13 protein-coding genes are annotated in these 14729 nt (G+C 68.9%); 2 read left to right on the top strand and 11 right to left on the bottom strand.

Translation table 11 applies throughout. The features are described 5' to 3' along the window. Positions 1–72: 72 nt before the first annotated feature. Entirely contained in the window at positions 73–870 is a 798-nt protein-coding gene (locus AruCF_RS00175) for a GntR family transcriptional regulator (protein WP_049070371.1), read from the top strand. On the opposite strand, the gene AruCF_RS00170 is transcribed toward AruCF_RS00175, so the two are convergent. Genes AruCF_RS00170 through AruCF_RS00160 form a run of 3 tightly spaced genes read right to left on the bottom strand, consistent with a single transcriptional unit; the run spans position 857 to position 5658 of the window. Further along, positions 857–2587, bottom strand: coding sequence for a hydantoinase B/oxoprolinase family protein (locus AruCF_RS00170; protein WP_049070370.1), 1731 nt, complete (start codon positions 2585–2587; stop codon positions 857–859). The two genes, AruCF_RS00175 and AruCF_RS00170, sit on opposite strands and share 14 nt — an antisense overlap. Further along, the gene (locus tag AruCF_RS00165; protein WP_083036479.1) at positions 2580–4637 is read right to left on the bottom strand and encodes a hydantoinase/oxoprolinase family protein; all 2058 of its coding nucleotides are present in this window, start codon (positions 4635–4637) and stop codon (positions 2580–2582) included. Before AruCF_RS00165 ends, AruCF_RS00170 begins: the two co-directional genes overlap by 8 nt. A 40-nt stretch (positions 4638–4677) precedes the next feature. Next, complete coding sequence (locus AruCF_RS00160) at positions 4678–5658, bottom strand: Bug family tripartite tricarboxylate transporter substrate binding protein (protein ID WP_049070366.1); 981 nt, start codon at positions 5656–5658, stop codon at positions 4678–4680. A gap of 169 nt (positions 5659–5827) precedes the next feature. Between AruCF_RS00160 and AruCF_RS00155 the strand changes: the two genes are divergently transcribed. Then, on the top strand, positions 5828–6724 hold the full coding sequence (locus AruCF_RS00155; protein WP_223203265.1) for a LysR family transcriptional regulator: 897 nt from the start codon (positions 5828–5830) through the stop codon (positions 6722–6724). Between the two features lie 84 nt (positions 6725–6808). On the opposite strand, the gene AruCF_RS00150 is transcribed toward AruCF_RS00155, so the two are convergent. The 8 genes from AruCF_RS00150 to AruCF_RS00115 form a co-directional block, all read right to left on the bottom strand. After that, the gene (locus tag AruCF_RS00150) at positions 6809–7642 is read right to left on the bottom strand and encodes an AraC family transcriptional regulator (RefSeq protein WP_049070365.1); all 834 of its coding nucleotides are present in this window, start codon (positions 7640–7642) and stop codon (positions 6809–6811) included. 368 nt (positions 7643–8010) lie between these two features. Continuing rightward, the gene (locus AruCF_RS00145) at positions 8011–8949 is read right to left on the bottom strand and encodes a 2-hydroxyacid dehydrogenase (RefSeq protein WP_049070364.1); all 939 of its coding nucleotides are present in this window, start codon (positions 8947–8949) and stop codon (positions 8011–8013) included. Positions 8950–9048: 99 nt separating this feature from the next. Beyond that, complete coding sequence (locus AruCF_RS00140) at positions 9049–10116, bottom strand: ABC transporter substrate-binding protein (RefSeq protein WP_049070361.1); 1068 nt, start codon at positions 10114–10116, stop codon at positions 9049–9051. Further along, positions 10113–11285: an NAD(P)/FAD-dependent oxidoreductase gene (locus AruCF_RS00135; protein WP_049070360.1), complete on the bottom strand. Its 1173-nt coding sequence runs from the start codon at positions 11283–11285 to the stop codon at positions 10113–10115. Before AruCF_RS00135 ends, AruCF_RS00140 begins: the two co-directional genes overlap by 4 nt. Beyond that, positions 11282–12667, bottom strand: coding sequence for an FAD/NAD(P)-dependent oxidoreductase (locus tag AruCF_RS00130; RefSeq protein ID WP_049070357.1), 1386 nt, complete (start codon positions 12665–12667; stop codon positions 11282–11284). Before AruCF_RS00130 ends, AruCF_RS00135 begins: the two co-directional genes overlap by 4 nt. Next, entirely contained in the window at positions 12664–12993 is a 330-nt protein-coding gene (locus AruCF_RS00125; RefSeq protein ID WP_049070356.1) for a (2Fe-2S)-binding protein, read from the bottom strand. The genes AruCF_RS00130 and AruCF_RS00125 overlap by 4 nt, the downstream gene beginning before the upstream one ends. Positions 12994–13030: 37 nt before the next feature. Then, on the bottom strand, positions 13031–13825 hold the full coding sequence (locus tag AruCF_RS00120) for an ABC transporter permease (protein WP_049070355.1): 795 nt from the start codon (positions 13823–13825) through the stop codon (positions 13031–13033). A gap of 15 nt (positions 13826–13840) precedes the next feature. Next, positions 13841–14728 (bottom strand): ABC transporter permease, encoded by an 888-nt coding sequence (locus AruCF_RS00115; protein ID WP_049070352.1) that lies wholly within the window; start codon positions 14726–14728, stop codon positions 13841–13843. Position 14729: the final 1 nt, after the last annotated feature.

Genomic DNA, 14729 nt, shown 5'->3' with positions numbered 1-14729 from the left:
CCGCAAGGCGGGCCCTGTCAATGGGTTATTGTCCGTACAAACCCCGATAGAACGAGAAAAGGAGCCACCCCCATGACCCGATCCTCCGAACGCGCGCCCGACCCGGCCGCCGCGCGCGAGGCCCGCGGCCAGGCCACGGGGCCGGACGACGAGGCTGGCGGTCCGCGCTACAAAAGCATCTACCAGCAGTTGGCGCGCGACATCGGCAGCGGCCGCTACCCGGTCATGACGCTGCTGCCGACCGAACACGAACTGTGCGAACAATTCGGCGCCAGCCGCCACACCATCCGCGAGGCCATCCGCATGCTGACGGTGGCCGGCATGGTGTCGCGGCGACCCGGCGTCGGCACGCGCGTCGAGACCGCCCACGCCAGCACCCGCTTCACCCAACGCATCTCGCAGTTTCCCGACCTGCTGCAGTACGCGCGCAACGCCGCGCTGCTGGTGCAGGACGTGCGCACCATCAAGCTCACCAAGCGGCTGGCCGAGAGCCTGGGCGCCGAGCCCGGCCAGCCGTGGCTGCACATCAACTCCATCAAGACGCTGGGCGACCAGGACACGCCGGTGGCGTGCACGCTGATCTATGCCGACCCGGCGCATTCCGACCTGCGCGCCGACATCCAGCCGCGCATCTCGCTGCTGCGGCTGATCGAAGACCACTTCGGCAACCGCATCCACGAGGTCAACCAGGAATTCTCGGCCACGCCCATCGCGGCGGGGATCGCCAGACAGCTCCAGGTCGAACCGCAGACGGCGGGCTTTGTCATCACCCGCCGCTACTACGGCAGCGGCGGGGTGTTGCTGCTGGCCACGATCACCACTTTTCCGCATGACAAGATGAAGTACTCGATGTCGCTCAACGTGGCGTAGTGGGGGCTTCGTAGCCATAGGCCGCGCGCGCCGCTTCCGGACTGATCTTGCCGTCGGCCAGGTCGCGCTCGATGCGGCTACGGGCCCGCTCGGCCGCGGGGCCGTAGCCGCCCGCGCCCGGGGTCTCGATGCGCACGCTCTCGCCCGGCGCCAGCGTGATGTTGGCGGTCTTGGAGAACAGTTCCTCTTCGGCCGGCGTGCCGAAATTGCGCACCAGCCGCGCGCGGCGGCCATCGGCGCCGCCATCGACGCCGGCGGCCACGCCCACGGTGTGGCTGTCCGAGCGCGCCGAGAACACGATGCCCGGTCCGACCGCGCGGATCTGCTTGGCGATGCCCATGCCGCCGCGGGTGCGGCCGGCGCCGCCGGAATCGGGGATCATGGCGTACTCGTCCATCAGCAGCGGATACTCGTTTTCCAGCGCCTCCACCGGCAGGTTGGACGTGTTGGTCATGTGCACGTGCACCGCGTCCATGCCGTCGGCATCGAAGCGCGCGCCGGCCCCGCCGCCCAGCGTCTCCAGGTAGACGAAGTGCCCGGCGCGCTCGCGCCAGCGGCCCGAGAACACGATGGCCGGACAGCAGTCGTTGCTGGACGCCATGGTCTTTTCCGCCGGCAGCAGGCCGCGGAACGCGCCGAAGATGGCGCCCGCGACCTTCTGCGCGGTGATCGAGCGCGCGCCCACCGCCGCCGGATGCTCGGGATTGGTGATGGTGCCGACCGGGGCGGACACGCTGATCGGATCGAACAGGCCGGCGTTGGGCGCCAGGTCCGGATCCAGCAGCGCCTTGACCGCGTAATACACGCAGGCCCGCAGCGCGTTGAACGGCAGGTTCATGGCGCCGCGCGCCTGCTTGCCCGAGCCCCCGAAATCGAAATGCAGGCGGTCGCGGCCGACCGTCAGCGTCACCTGGATCGGCACCGGATCGCCGCCCATGCCGTCGTCATCCAGGTCGCTGCGGAAGGTGTAGCTGCCCTGCGCCAGCTCGCCGATGCGGTTGAGCAGGCGGCGGCGCGTGTACGTGATGACGTCATCCACCGAGCGCAGCACGGCCGCCAGGCCCATCTGCCGGATCAGGCCCTGCACCGCGGCCGCGCCACGGCGATTGGTGGCCATCTGCACGCGCAGGTCCAGCACCCGCTCCTCGGGGTCGCGGGTGTTGGCGCAGATCAGGCGCAACAAATCCTCGTCCACCTCGCCGGCGCGCGCGATGCGGCAGGCGGGAATGCGGATGCCTTCCTCGAAGATCGACTTCAGGCCGCCGGCGATCGAGCCGGGCACCGCGCCGCCCACATCGGAATGGTGGGCGATGTTGGCGGCGAAAAAGCGCAGCGTGCCTTCCCAGAACACCGGCGTGACGATGTTGATATCGGGCAGGTGGCTGCCATCGGCCAGGTAGGGGTCATTGCAGATGAACACATCGCCGTCGCGGATCTGGTCGGCCGGGAAGGCGCGCAATATCGCGCCCATGGCGCCGTCCAGCGAGCCCAGGTGCAGCGGGATCTGCGTGCCCTGCGCCACCAGCCGGCCGGCGGCGTCGAACAGCGCCACCGAGCAGTCCTTGCGTTCCTTGATGTTGGTCGAGAACGAGGCCCGCACCAGCGTGTTGTTCATGTCTTCGGTGATCGACAGCAGGCGGTTGCAGAACACCTCCATGCCGACCGGGTCGGCCAGGGCCACACCGGTGTCTTGATTGGCTTGATGGGCTTCACGCATGCGAGCCTCCTTGCAAACGGATGATCAGGTTGCCGTAGGCGTCGACCTCGACGTCCTGGCCCGCGCCGACCACGGTGGTCGAGCTCATTTCCTCCAGCAGCGCCGGGCCGCGGAAGCGCACCCCGGTGGGCACGCGGTCGCGGTCATAGACCGGCGTGTCCAGCCAGCCGTGGCGCTCGCCGAAATAGGCGCGGCGTTCGCCGATGCGCGCGCCGTCCAGCGTGCCATCGACCTGGCGCGGCGCCAGCGGCGCCTTCACCACCTGGCCCACCGCCTGCATGCGGCAGTTGATGATCTGCACCTTGCGGTCATCGACGGTGTAGCCGTACTCGCGCTCGTGCGCCTCGGCGAAGCGGCGCGCGAACTCGGCGTAGCCGCCGGCGCCGGTATCGTCCAGCGCCACCTGCACTTCGAAGTTCTGGCCCTCGTAGCGCGCGTCGATGGCGCTGCGGTACAGGCGCAGCGCCGGTTCCACGCGTTCCTCCTCCAGCCAGCATTCGGCCTGATCGCGCAGTCCGTCGAAGATCGTCGATACGCCGTCCCAGCTTTCCGCGCTGGCCAGCGCGATCTCGCTGCGCACGAAGTCGAACGAGATGTCGCTGAGCAGGATGCCGCGCGCGCACATGGTGCCCGGCTCCTGCGGCACGATCACCGTGGGGATGCCGCATTCCTCGGCCACCTCGACCGCGTGCAGCGGGCCCGCGCCGCCATAGGCATACAGGGCGAATTGCGACAGGTCGTAGCCGCGTTCGGTCGACACGGCGCGGATGGCGCGGCTCATGTTGGCCGCCGCGATGCGCAGGATGCCTTCGGCCGCCGCCTCGCGCGTCAGCCCCAGCGGCCGCGCCACGCGTTCGTCGATCACCTGGCGCGCGGCCTCGGCGTGCACCGGCATGCGGCCGTTCAGCAGCGCCACCGGATTCAGGCGCTGCAACGCGATCTCGGCATCGGTGATGGTCGGCTCGCTGCCGCCGCGGCCGTAGCCCACCGGCCCCGGCACCGCGCCGGCGCTGTGCGGGCCGACCTTCAGCGCGCCCGCGTCATCGAGCCAGGCAATGCTGCCGCCGCCCGCGCCGATCACGTGGATGTCCACCATCGGCGTCTTCACCGGATAGCCCGCCACCTGGCGATGCGAGGTGAACAGCGGCCGGCCATCGCAGATCAGCGACACGTCGGTGCTGGTGCCGCCGACGTCGAACGTCACCAGGTTCAGGCTGCCGATGGCGCGGCCCACGGCCGCCGCGCCCACCACGCCGGCGGCCGGCCCCGACAGGCAGGTGCGCACCGGATACTGGCGCACCGTGGCGATCGACATCAGGCCGCCGTTGGAATGGATGGTGTGCGGCTCGTGGCCGATGTCCAGCTCGCGCACGCGCTGCAGGAAGCGTTCCAGATAGCGCGCCATCTTCGGGCCCACCGCCGCGTTCAGTACCGTGGTCGACAGGCGTTCGTATTCGCGGAACTCCGGCAGCACGTCCGACGACAGGCTGATATACGCATCGGGCATTTCCTCGGCCACGATGCGCGCGGCCAGCTGCTCGTGCGCCGGGTTGCGGTAGGCATGCAGGAAGCAGATCGTGACCGCGTCGATGCCGGCGGCGGCAAAACGCCGCGCCGCCGCCCGCGCCGCGTCCCCATCCAGCGGTGTCAGCACCTCGCCTTGCGCATTGACGCGTTCATTGACCTCGGCGCGGAACTCGCGCGGCACCGCCACCGGCGGCTTGCCGACGCTGTAGTCGTACAGGTGCGGCCGCGTCTGCCGGCCGATCTCCAGCACGTCGCGGAAACCCTGCGTGGTGATCAGGCCGACGCGCGCGCCCTTGCGCTCGATGATGAGGTTGGTCGCCACCGTGGTGCCATGGCCCACGTGCGACACCTGCGACGGCGCCACGCCATGGTCATTGAGCATCTGCCCGATGCCGGTGGCGATGGCTTCCGACGGATCGGACGGCGTCGACGGCACCTTGTGAAAATGCACGATGCCTTGATCTTCGTCGATCATCGTGAAGTCGGTAAACGTGCCTCCGACGTCTATCCCTATGCGATACATGCTTGTGCTTCCCTGAAAGAAAAGAAGGGCGCGGCCGCGCTCAGTCCAGCTTGATGCCGGCCTGCTTGACCACGCCGCACCATTTGTCGATTTCGCTCTTGATCATGGCGCCGAAGGCCGGCCCGGCCACGTCCGAGACCTGCGCGCCCTGTTGTTCCAGATAGGTCTTCATGGCGGGCGCGTGCAGCGTCTGCGCCAGCGCGTCGGTGAGCTTGACGCGTAGCGGCTCGGGCAGCCTGGCCGGGGCCAGCATGCCGAACCACACCATCGCTTCGTAACCGGGGTAGCCGGACTCGGCCACCGTCGGCACGTCGGGCAGCATCGGCGAGCGCTGCGGCGAAGTCACCGCCAGCGCCTTGATCTTGCCGTCCTTGATGTATGGATAGGACGTCATCACCACGTCCATCATCATGTTGATCTGGCCGCCCACCAGGTCGATCAACGCGGGGCCCGAACCGCGGTAGGGCACATGCACCATCGACACGCCGGCCGTGCTCTTGAACAGCTCGGCGGCCAGGTGGTTCGATGTGCCCTGGCCGTTGGAGGCGAACGAGTATTTCTCGGGCTCCTTCTTGAGCAGCGCCACGAATTCCCGCAGGTTGTTGGCCGGCACCGACTTGTTCACCGACATGACGTTGGGAATGGTGGCGACGACGGTCAGCGGCGTGAAATCCTTGAGCGCGTCGTACGGCAGCTTCGAATACACGCAGGGCGCGCTGCCGTGCGTGCTGACCGAACCCATCAGGATGGTGTAGCCATCGGCCGGCTGGCGCGCCACGTACTCGGTGCCGACGGTGCCGCCGGCGCCGGGCCGGTTCTCGACAATGACATTGGCCGACAGGCGCTGGCCCAGGCCTTCGGCGATCTTGCGCGCGATCAGGTCGGTGGACCCGCCCGCCGCGAACGGCACCACGATGCGGATCACCTTGTCGGGCCACTCGGCGCGGGCCGGTAGCGCGGTGGCGGCCAGCGCCGCCGCCCCGAATGCAAGACAGCAACTGCGAATGAACGCTGCGTTCATGACTTCCCCTTGTTGATAGAACTTCCTTGCGGCCCGATCATGGACGCCGGGCCTGAGAGGCATTGCCTCGGGTTCACTGCAACAACGGGAACATCCTAGGCCTGGCCAGCGCGCGCCAGCAGTCCTTGCGGTTTATATTGATATAGATGCCATTTATAGGTGGGCGGCGGTGAAGCATCCGGACCTGAATCTGCTTGTGCATTTCGACGCGTTGATGACCTGCCGCAATGTGTCGCGCGCGGCCGAGCAACTCGGCATCAGCCAGCCCGCCATGAGCGCCGCGATGAACCGCCTGCGGCAACTGTTCGGCGATCCGCTGCTGGTGCGCGAAGGCGGCGCGTGGCAGCCGACGCAGCGCGCGCATGAACTGCACCAGGGCTTTCTGCCGTTATTGGAAGGCTGGCGCCGCGCCACCCGCACGCGCGAGGTGTTCGACCCGGCGCACTCGGCCCGCAGCCTGTCGTTCTACGCCACCGATTACGTGCAGTACACGCTGCTGCCCAAGCTGATCCCGCGCCTGGCGGTGGACGCGCCGCACTTCCAATTGCTGATCGTGCCGGCGCGGCCGCAGCACGGCCTGAGCATGCTGGACACCAACCATGTGGAGCTGATCGCCGGCTACTTTCCGGATCCGGCGCCGGACCTGCGCACGCGCTTCCTGTACCAGGAGCCGGCGGTGTGTATCGTGCGCGAAGGCCATCCCTGTCTGCGCAAGCGCTGGAACCTGGATGCCTACTTGAGCTACGGCCACCTGGACCTGGCGGCCCACACGCGCTACTTCAGCAAGGCCATCGACCGCATCCTGATGGGGCAGAACCGCAGCCGCCGCATCGTGGCGACGTTGTCGAGCTACATGGTGTGCCCGTTCATCGTCGAGGCCTCGGACCTGATCGCGACGATGCCGGCGAGCATCGCCAAGGCCATGTCGGGCAGCGCGCGCATCGTCACGCTCAAGGCGCCGCTGAGCCTGCCGGCGATCACCGTGTCGCTGTACTGGCACGAGCGCTACCAGGATGACCCGGCGCATGCGTGGCTGCGGCAGTACCTGGCGAGCGTGCTGGGGTAGCGGCGGCGCTCGATGCCAGGGCCGCCGCGCCCACGGCGTGAACGACGATCCCGGCAGCGCGGACCATCGCGCGGTGTCCGGCGATTACTTCAACGGCATGCAGATACGCGTCTGCAGTTGCGCCGGCGGCGTGGTGCGCGGGTCGTTCAGGTATTGCTCGAACATGGGAAAGTCCGCCGGCACCATGCCGCTGCCGGGCAGCCATTCCGAGAACATCCAGTTGTAGGCCTTGTCCATCTCGTTGTACGGGCCGGTGTAGGTCAGCATGGCGCAGCGGCTGGCGGGGATTTCGAAGCGCTCCAGCTCGTCGCCCAGCTCGGCGTCGGGCGCGACCGCCACACCTGCCATCGAGCGCAACTGGGCCGGCGGCACCTGCTCGGGGTCGTCGAAGTAGATGCCGAAGCCGATAGCTTCGGGACGCGCCAGGCCGCGGCTGGCGGCGAGCATGAAAGCGCGGGAGAAGACCGGGCCGATTTCCTGGTAGCTGCCACGGTGCGGCAGGGCGGCCAGCACGGCGCCGGGGAAGGTCTCGATGGTGATGGGGTACATGCCTAGCTCCTTGGGGTCGAAGGGTCGGGAGCGGGTCGCGCGGTAGCGCCCCGGCGGGATGCCGAAGGTCGCGCCGAACGCGCGGTTGAAGGCGGCGTCCGACTCGTAGCCGGCGCGCTGCGCAACGTCACGCAAGGAATCCCCGGTACTGCCCAGTGAAACGGCCGCGCGGTGCATGCGGATGCGCTGCACGGTGGCGTTCACGGTTTCGCCCATCACGGCGCGGTAGACGCGGTGGAAGTGATAGGGCGAGAGGCAAGCCAGGTCGGCCAACTGGTACAGGTCGGGGTCGGCGTCGGGGTGGCTTGCCAGCCAGCGCAGGACGGGGTCCAGGCGGTGGGCGTAGGTGGCGCGGGTTTGGGGTTTCAAGTGCGTGGCTCCTTGGGGAGCAAATGTAGGCGGCCTTGGTTTGCAGATTTTGCGGTTTTTTTGTTGAACCGTTTTTTGCTGGCGGGGAACGGGGTTCTTTAGACGCCCGGGGCGCCGTGGCATGGCGGTGCGGGGCTACGATTGCGGTCCGGAGCGTTCGCTCCGGACTGCCCCATACTCAACCTCGTCCGCCTTCGGCTCCCTTCGGTTTCCGTCGGGCGCATCTACACGCCCCGCACCGCCATGCCACGACGCCCCGGGCTGCGATTGATTTCACTTCGCGGATGCTGGGGACGAAATCGAGTTTTCCACAGGCCTTGGGATTTTGGCGCAAAGCGCAAGCTGTGGACAACTGCTTGGCGGTGTTTTCAGTAGCCGCGAACGGGGTCGTAGATGTTGGGCAAGGCCTCGCCGCGTTCGTTGGCGGTGATGAGCCAGGCGGTGTGGCGGGCGCGTTCCTGGCGGTCGGGGATGGCGGCGCAATGCGGGGTGATGATGATGTTGGGGTGGGTCCAGAGGGGGGATTCGGGCGGCAGGGGTTCGGGGTCGAAGACGTCCAGCAAGGCCTGGTGCAGGTGACCGCTGTCCAGGGCGTCGAGGAGGTCCTGCGTGACCATGTGGGAGCCGCGGCCGGCGTTGATGAGGCTGGCGCCGCGAGGGAGGCGGGCGAAGGTGTCGCGGTTGAGGATGCCGCGGGTGGCTTCGGTGGCGGGCAGCAGGCAGACCAGCAGGTCGGTGCGGGACAGGAATTCGGGGAACTGGTCGGGACCGGCGTAGGAGGGCAGGCCGTCGGGCAAGGTGGTGGCGCCGCGCGACCAGCCGCTGACGGGGAAACCGACCTTGGCCAGCAGGCGGGCGGCGGCGATGCCGAGGTGGCCCAGGCCCATGATGCCGACGCGCATGTCGGCGGCCACGCGCAGCGAGTCGTACAGTTCCCAGTGGCGACGGGCCTGCTGGTCGATGGCGCGCTTGAGGTCGCGGGTCAGCATCAGGGCGCTGGTCAGCACGAACTCGGCCATCTCGGTTTCGGTGCGCGGGGTGACCATGCGGGCGATGCGCAGGTGGCGCGGCCAGGCGGGGTCGGAGACGATGTGGTCGACGCCGGCGCCGGCGCTGATGACGAGCTTGAGGTTGGGGAAGGTGGCCAGGCGGCCAGGCTCGGGCGCCCAGACCAGGGCGTAGTCGATCGAGGCGGGGTCGACGTCGTCGAACCAGCTGACGATCTCCAGATCGGGCGAGTGGCGCTTGAACTGCTCGCGCCATTCTTCCATGGCCGATTCGCCGCCAGACCTGATGATGAGCCGCATGCCTCGCTCCTGCGTGAAGGGCGCGCGCGCCCTGGATGTGATCGGCGCCTTGCCGTCCGCGACGCGCGCAGCGTCGCGGACGGCAAGGCGCGCCTGTCCTCAGCGTTCGACCGTGCGGTTCCAGCGCGCGTTGAAGGCGGGACGGGTGGCGTTGATCTGGTCCCAGTCCAGGATCTTGGCGTTGGCCATGTAGCCCTGGAAGCGCTTGAGCGCCTCTTCGCTGCCGGCCGGCGGTTGAACGTTCTTATTGGACGGGAAATGGCCGCCCATTTCCAGTGCCTTGGCCTGCGCCTGCGGCGACAGCAGGTACAGCGCCAGCTTCTGCGCCAGTTCCGGCTCGCTGTTCTTGGCGATGACGCACTCGGCCACCATCAGGATCACCGAGCCTTCCTTGGGCTGGGCGTATTCCACCGGGATGTCGCGCTTCTTCAGGCGGGCGATGGCGGTGGGCGTGAGCGGGAAGATGGCGGCTTCGTTGGACTGGATCATCTCGGCCAGCTTGGCCGAGTTGGGGATGTATTCCAGCACGTTGGGGCCGATGGTGGACGGCCACTGCTTGAAGCCGGGCTCGGTGTTCTGGTCGTTGCCGCCCTGGATGCGGTTGAACATCAGGAAGCCGTGCAGGCCGAAGGTGCTGCCCGAGGCCGACTGGAACACCACCTTGCCCTTGAACTTGGGATCGGCCAGGTCCATCCACGAGGTCGGCGCGGCCCAGCCTTTCTCCTTGAACAGGCGGGTGTTGTAGCCCAGGCCGGTCATGCCGATGTCGATGCCCGCGGCCATGCGGTCCTTCATGACGGCGGTGGGGTACAGGTCCTTGAGCACCGGATCGTCATTGAGCGGCTCGCACAGGCCCATGGAAATGGCGCGCGCCATGATGCCGTCGTCCAGGAACATGACGTGCATCTGCGGCTTGTCCTTGAAGGCCTGGGCCTTGGCCAGCACGTCGGTGGAGGTGCCGGGCACCACCACGATCTTGACGTTGTTGGCCTTCTCGAAATCCGGGAACACGTACTGCGTGAAGGCGCGCTCCATGTCGCCGCCGTTCATGCCGACGTACAGCGTCTTCTGCTGCGCCATGGCGCCCGCCGACAGCGCGGCCAGCGCCAGGCCCAGCAGCCACTTCCCCTTGGACGGGCGGCGAACGCCCTGTTTGTTGTGCTTCATGGTGACTCCAGCGTTTGCTCACGAACAGGCCCCAACCGAGCCACGGCGCCGTGAGCGGCCCCCGTGTATCGTCCGATGCCGAAGGCGTCGATGGGAATGGAAGACCGGCCGTTAACGACCAGTTCGGAAAGCACTTCGCCCACGGCGGGGCCGATCTGGAAGCCCGCGCCGGACAGGCCGAAGGCATGGAACAGGCCCGGCACGGTGGCGCTGGGGCCCAGCACCGGGTTGTGGTCGGGCATGTTGCCCTCGACGCCGGTCCAGAAGCGGATGACCTGCGCGCCGCGCAACGGCGGCAGCAGGCGCGCGGCGTTGGCCATCAGCGGGCCCAGCGCCTCGCGGCCGGGACGGGCGTAATCGGGGCCGGCGGACACGGCGCGGCCCCCACCGATGACGCAGTTGCCGCGCGCCACCTGGCGCGCGTAGATGCCGCCGCCTTGCATGCCGAGGCTGACATCCATGAACAGCGGCAGCGGCTCGGTCACCATCATCAGCGGATGGATCGCGGTCTCGGGCACGGTTTCGCCGAAGTCCTGCGCGAAGCGTCCGGCCCAGGCGCCGGCGCAATTGAGCAGGAAGCGCGAACGCACCTCCAGCGCATCGCCGGCGCGCAGGATAAAGCGCTCGCCGTCGTGGATGGCCTGCGTGACGGGGGTGCCTTCGCGCACATCGGCGCCCAGCGCGCGGGCGGCGCGGCCGAAGGCCGGCGACACCAGGCGCGGGTTGGCGTGGCCATCCTCGGGGCAGAACGAGCCGCCCACCACATGCGCGCCCAGCCAGCCGAAACGCCGCGCCAGCGCGGCGCGGTCCAGCATTTCCAGGTTCATGCCGAAGCCGCGCGTCCGCGCGCGGTAGGCATGCAGGGCTTCCAGGTCCGCATCGGAACACGCCAGCTTCAGGTGCCCCGAGCGCACGTATTCGCCGTCTATGCCGATCAGTTGCGGCAGCTGGCCCCAGAGTTCGTGCGCGCGGCGCGCCAGCGGCATCTGCTCCAGGTCGCGGCCCTGGCGGCGCACGCCGCCATAGTTGACGCCGCTGGCGCGGGCCCCGCACAGCGCGGCCTCCAGCAGCACCACCGGCACGCCCAGCCGGCGCAGGAACAGCGCGGCGCTGCCGCCGACGATGCCGCCGCCGAGAATGGCGACTTCGGTGTCGATGCGTTCGGTCATGGCGCGGCCTTCTCCGTGCGGTCGAGACAGACGATATCCACAGGGATCGGCTTGACCGGCGGCTGGCCACGCAGGCGGCCGACGCCGTCCGGCCCGGCGCCGCAGGCGTGCGCCAGCACTTCGGCCGCGCCGGCGCCGCACATGCGGCCCTGGCAGCGGCCCATGCCGACGCGCGTCAGCGCCTTCAGGCGGTTCAGTTCGCGCGCGCCGGTGCCGTGGACCGCCGCGCGCAGCGTGCCGGCGGTGACTTCCTCGCAGCGGCACACCACGGTGTCGTCGGCGATGGCGGCGGCCCAATCCTCGGGAAACGGAAAGGCGCGCTCCAGCGCATCGCGCACGCGGCCGTTGGCGGCCAGGCGGGCTTCGAGCTGGCGCGCCCGCTGCGCCGGCTGCGCATGGCCCGCATCCTCCAGCAAGGCGAGCGCGGCGCGCTCGCCGGCCAGCTCGGCCGCGTCCGCGCCGCCGATGCCGGCGCCGTCGCCAGCCACGTACACGCCGGCCACGCTGCTGCGCCCGGCCGCGTCCAGGCGCGGCGTCCAGCCACGGTCGCGGACATTGAAGGCGAACTGGCAGCCCACCAGGCTGGCAAGCTGCGTTTCGGAACGCAGCGACAGGCCGTAGCCCAACGCGTCGCAATCCACCCGCCGCTGCCGCGCTCCCTGGCGGTAGGCCAGCCCGGTGACGCGCGTCTCGCCCTCGACCCGCACCGGCCGCACGCCGCTGGCCATGGGCACGCCATGCGCGCGCAGCCAGGCCATGTAGTACAGCCCCTTGGCCAGCAGGCCCGGCGCGCGCAACATGGCGGGCAACGCCGCCAGGCGGTCGGCGAAGCGCGAGGTATCCAGCACCGCCACAACGCGGGCGCCGGCCTTGGCGTACTGGTAGGCGACCAGATAGAGCAGGGGGCCGGTGCCCAGGAACGCGACGCGCTCGCCGATGGCGCAGCCCTGGTGCTTCAACGCCACCTGCGAACCGCCCAGCGTGTACACGCCCGGTGTCAGCCAGCCCGGGAACGGCAGCACGCGATCGGTGGCGCCGGTGGCCAGGATCAAGTGGGTGTAGGGCACGGGCGCGCTCTTGCCGTCGCGCAGCACATCGAGCGTCTTGCCTTCGGCGTTCCACACCAGGCTGCCGGGCCGGTAATCCAGTTGCGGCGCCAGCTCGTCCATCTTGCGGTGCAGCGCATCGGCCTTGCGGTGCTCGAAGCCATACAGCGCCGCCTTGGTCCGCGCGAAGCCCGGCGGCGGCTGGCGGTAGATCTGGCCGCCGGCGCGCGGCGCCTCGTCCAGCACCACCGGCCGCAGGCCCTGGGCCGCCAGCGTCTGCGCGGCGCGGATGCCGGCGGGGCCGGCGCCCACGATCACGGGCAGGATCAGGTTCATGATGCCTCGCCCTCCGCCGCCAGCGTGCCCGGCACCTGCTCGGCGCGCAGCGGCGCGCTGCGCAGGCGCATCCCCGCTTCGATGTAGGTGGAACAGGCGCGCAGCCGCGTGCCGTCCTCGCGCTGCATCCAGCAGTCCTGGCAGGCGCCCATCATGCAGAAGCCGGCGCGCGGCCCGCCGCCGAATTCCGAGACGCGCAGGCGCTCGGCCTGCGTCAACACCGCCGTCAGCACGGTATCGCCGGCCAGCGCGCTGCAGGGTTTGCCGTCCAGTGTGAAGGCGACGGCGGGCCGGGCCGTTTCGGCCAGGCGTTTCAGTATTGCCATGATGGCGGGGTCTCCCGTTGCGTACCCGGCGTGATCGTCATTTCTGTCCCACCAGCACGCGGTCCAGGCCGTAGACGCGGTCCAGCAGCAGCATGGTCACCGCGGTCAGGCCGATCACCAGCGCCGACACGGCCGCCATCATCGGATCGATCGACTCGGTGGCGTACATGTACATGCGCACCGGCAGCGTGATGGTCGACGGCGCGGTGATGAACACCGACATGGTCAGCTCGTCGAAACTGTTGATGAAGGCCAGCAGCCAGCCGCCCGACACGCCTGGAATGATGAGCGGCAGCGTCACCTGGAAGAACACGGTGGCGCGGCTCGCGCCCAGCGACAGCGCGGCATGCTCGACCGAGCGGTCAAAGCCCACCAGCGCGCCGATCACCAGCCGCATCACGTAGGGCGTGATCACCACCACGTGGCTGAACACCAGCCAGCCGAAGCTGCCGGTGGTGCCCATCAGCGCGAAAAAGCGCAGCAGCGCGACGCCCAGCACCAGGTGCGGGATCATCAGCGGCGACAGGAACAGGCCGTTGAGCGCATCGCGCCCCGGAAAGCGGTAGCGCGTGATGGCGATGGCCGCCGGCACGGCCAGGCACACGGCGATGCTGGCCGACAGGAACGCCAGCCACAGGCTGTTCTTGAACGCCTGCATGAAATTGGGATGCTCGAACACCGCGTGGAACCAGCGCAGCGAAAACCGCGTGGTCGGCACCGTCAGGGTCGACTCGGGCGTGAACGCCACCAGGCACACGATGGCCAGCGGCGCCAGCACGAACATCACCACCAGGGCATTGAAGGCCAATGCGAAAGGACCGTTCTTCTGCATGATCGCTGTCCTCGCTCAACCCAGGCTGCGCCGGTAGGAACGCTCCACCACGCGGTTGTACGCCATCATGATGACGACGTTGACCACCAGCAGCACGATGGCGATGGCCGCGCCCAGCGGCCAGTTCAATTCGGTCAGGAATTCGTCGTAGACCACCGTGGCCACCATCTTCAGGCGGCGTCCGCCCAGCAGGGCGGGAATCGCGAAAGAACTGGCCGACAGCCCGAACACGATCAGGCTGCCCGACAGGATGCCCGGCATGGCCTGCGGCAGCACGATGCGCAGCAGCGTCTGCAAGCGCGACGCATTGAGCGACAGCGCCGCGTGCTCCACGGTCGGGTCCAGCTTCTGCAGCGAGGTCCACACGGGAATCACCATGAACGGCAGCATCACGTGCACCAGGCCGATGATGACGGCGGTAGGCGTGTACAGCAGTGGTCCCAGGCCCAGCGCCGCGGCCGCGCGGCCGATGGCCCCGCCCGGCCCCAGCAGCATGCTCCAGCCGAAGGCGCGCACCACCAGCGAGATCAAGAGCGGCGACAGCACCACCAGCAGGAAGATCGAACGCCACGGCTTGCCCATGCGCGACAGGATGTAGGCCTCGGGCGCGCCGATCAGCACGCAGATCAGCGTGGTCACGCCCGCGATCCAGAACGTGCGCCAGAAGATCTCCAGGAAATAGCCGTCGGTCACCACCGCCAGGTAGTGCTCGAAGGTGTGCCCGGGCAGGATGCCCGCGCTGTAATCGAACGGACGGAACGACAGCACCAGCGTCAACGCCAGCGGCGTCAGCACCAGCGTCAGGAACACGATCGCCAGCGGGATCGAACCGAGGATGGCCAGCAGCCCGTCGGTGCGCGGCTTGGGCGCGCTGGCGGCGCCGGGTTGGGTCAGCGTCGCCATG

Source organism: Achromobacter ruhlandii, from assembly GCF_002082135.1.
Taxonomy (GTDB): domain Bacteria; phylum Pseudomonadota; class Gammaproteobacteria; order Burkholderiales; family Burkholderiaceae_B; genus Achromobacter; species Achromobacter ruhlandii.
Note: the sequence above shows the minus strand (reverse complement) of the source record. Positions and strands in the feature narration are given on the sequence as shown.

Excerpts from the sequence above, each read along its gene's own strand:
- AruCF_RS00175 (WP_049070371.1), top strand. The coding sequence starts at position 73 with ATGACCCGATCCTCCGAACGCGCGCCCGACCCGGCCGCCGCGCGCGAG.
- AruCF_RS00170 (WP_049070370.1), bottom strand. The coding sequence starts at position 2,587 with ATGCGTGAAGCCCATCAAGCCAATCAAGACACCGGTGTGGCCCTGGCC.
- AruCF_RS00165 (WP_083036479.1), bottom strand. The coding sequence starts at position 4,637 with ATGTATCGCATAGGGATAGACGTCGGAGGCACGTTTACCGACTTCACG.
- AruCF_RS00160 (WP_049070366.1), bottom strand. The coding sequence starts at position 5,658 with ATGAACGCAGCGTTCATTCGCAGTTGCTGTCTTGCATTCGGGGCGGCG.
- AruCF_RS00145 (WP_049070364.1), bottom strand. The coding sequence starts at position 8,949 with ATGCGGCTCATCATCAGGTCTGGCGGCGAATCGGCCATGGAAGAATGG.
- AruCF_RS00140 (WP_049070361.1), bottom strand. The coding sequence starts at position 10,116 with ATGAAGCACAACAAACAGGGCGTTCGCCGCCCGTCCAAGGGGAAGTGG.
- AruCF_RS00135 (WP_049070360.1), bottom strand. The coding sequence starts at position 11,285 with ATGACCGAACGCATCGACACCGAAGTCGCCATTCTCGGCGGCGGCATC.
- AruCF_RS00130 (WP_049070357.1), bottom strand. The coding sequence starts at position 12,667 with ATGAACCTGATCCTGCCCGTGATCGTGGGCGCCGGCCCCGCCGGCATC.
- AruCF_RS00125 (WP_049070356.1), bottom strand. The coding sequence starts at position 12,993 with ATGGCAATACTGAAACGCCTGGCCGAAACGGCCCGGCCCGCCGTCGCC.
- AruCF_RS00120 (WP_049070355.1), bottom strand. The coding sequence starts at position 13,825 with ATGCAGAAGAACGGTCCTTTCGCATTGGCCTTCAATGCCCTGGTGGTG.
- AruCF_RS00115 (WP_049070352.1), bottom strand. The coding sequence starts at position 14,728 with ATGGCGACGCTGACCCAACCCGGCGCCGCCAGCGCGCCCAAGCCGCGC.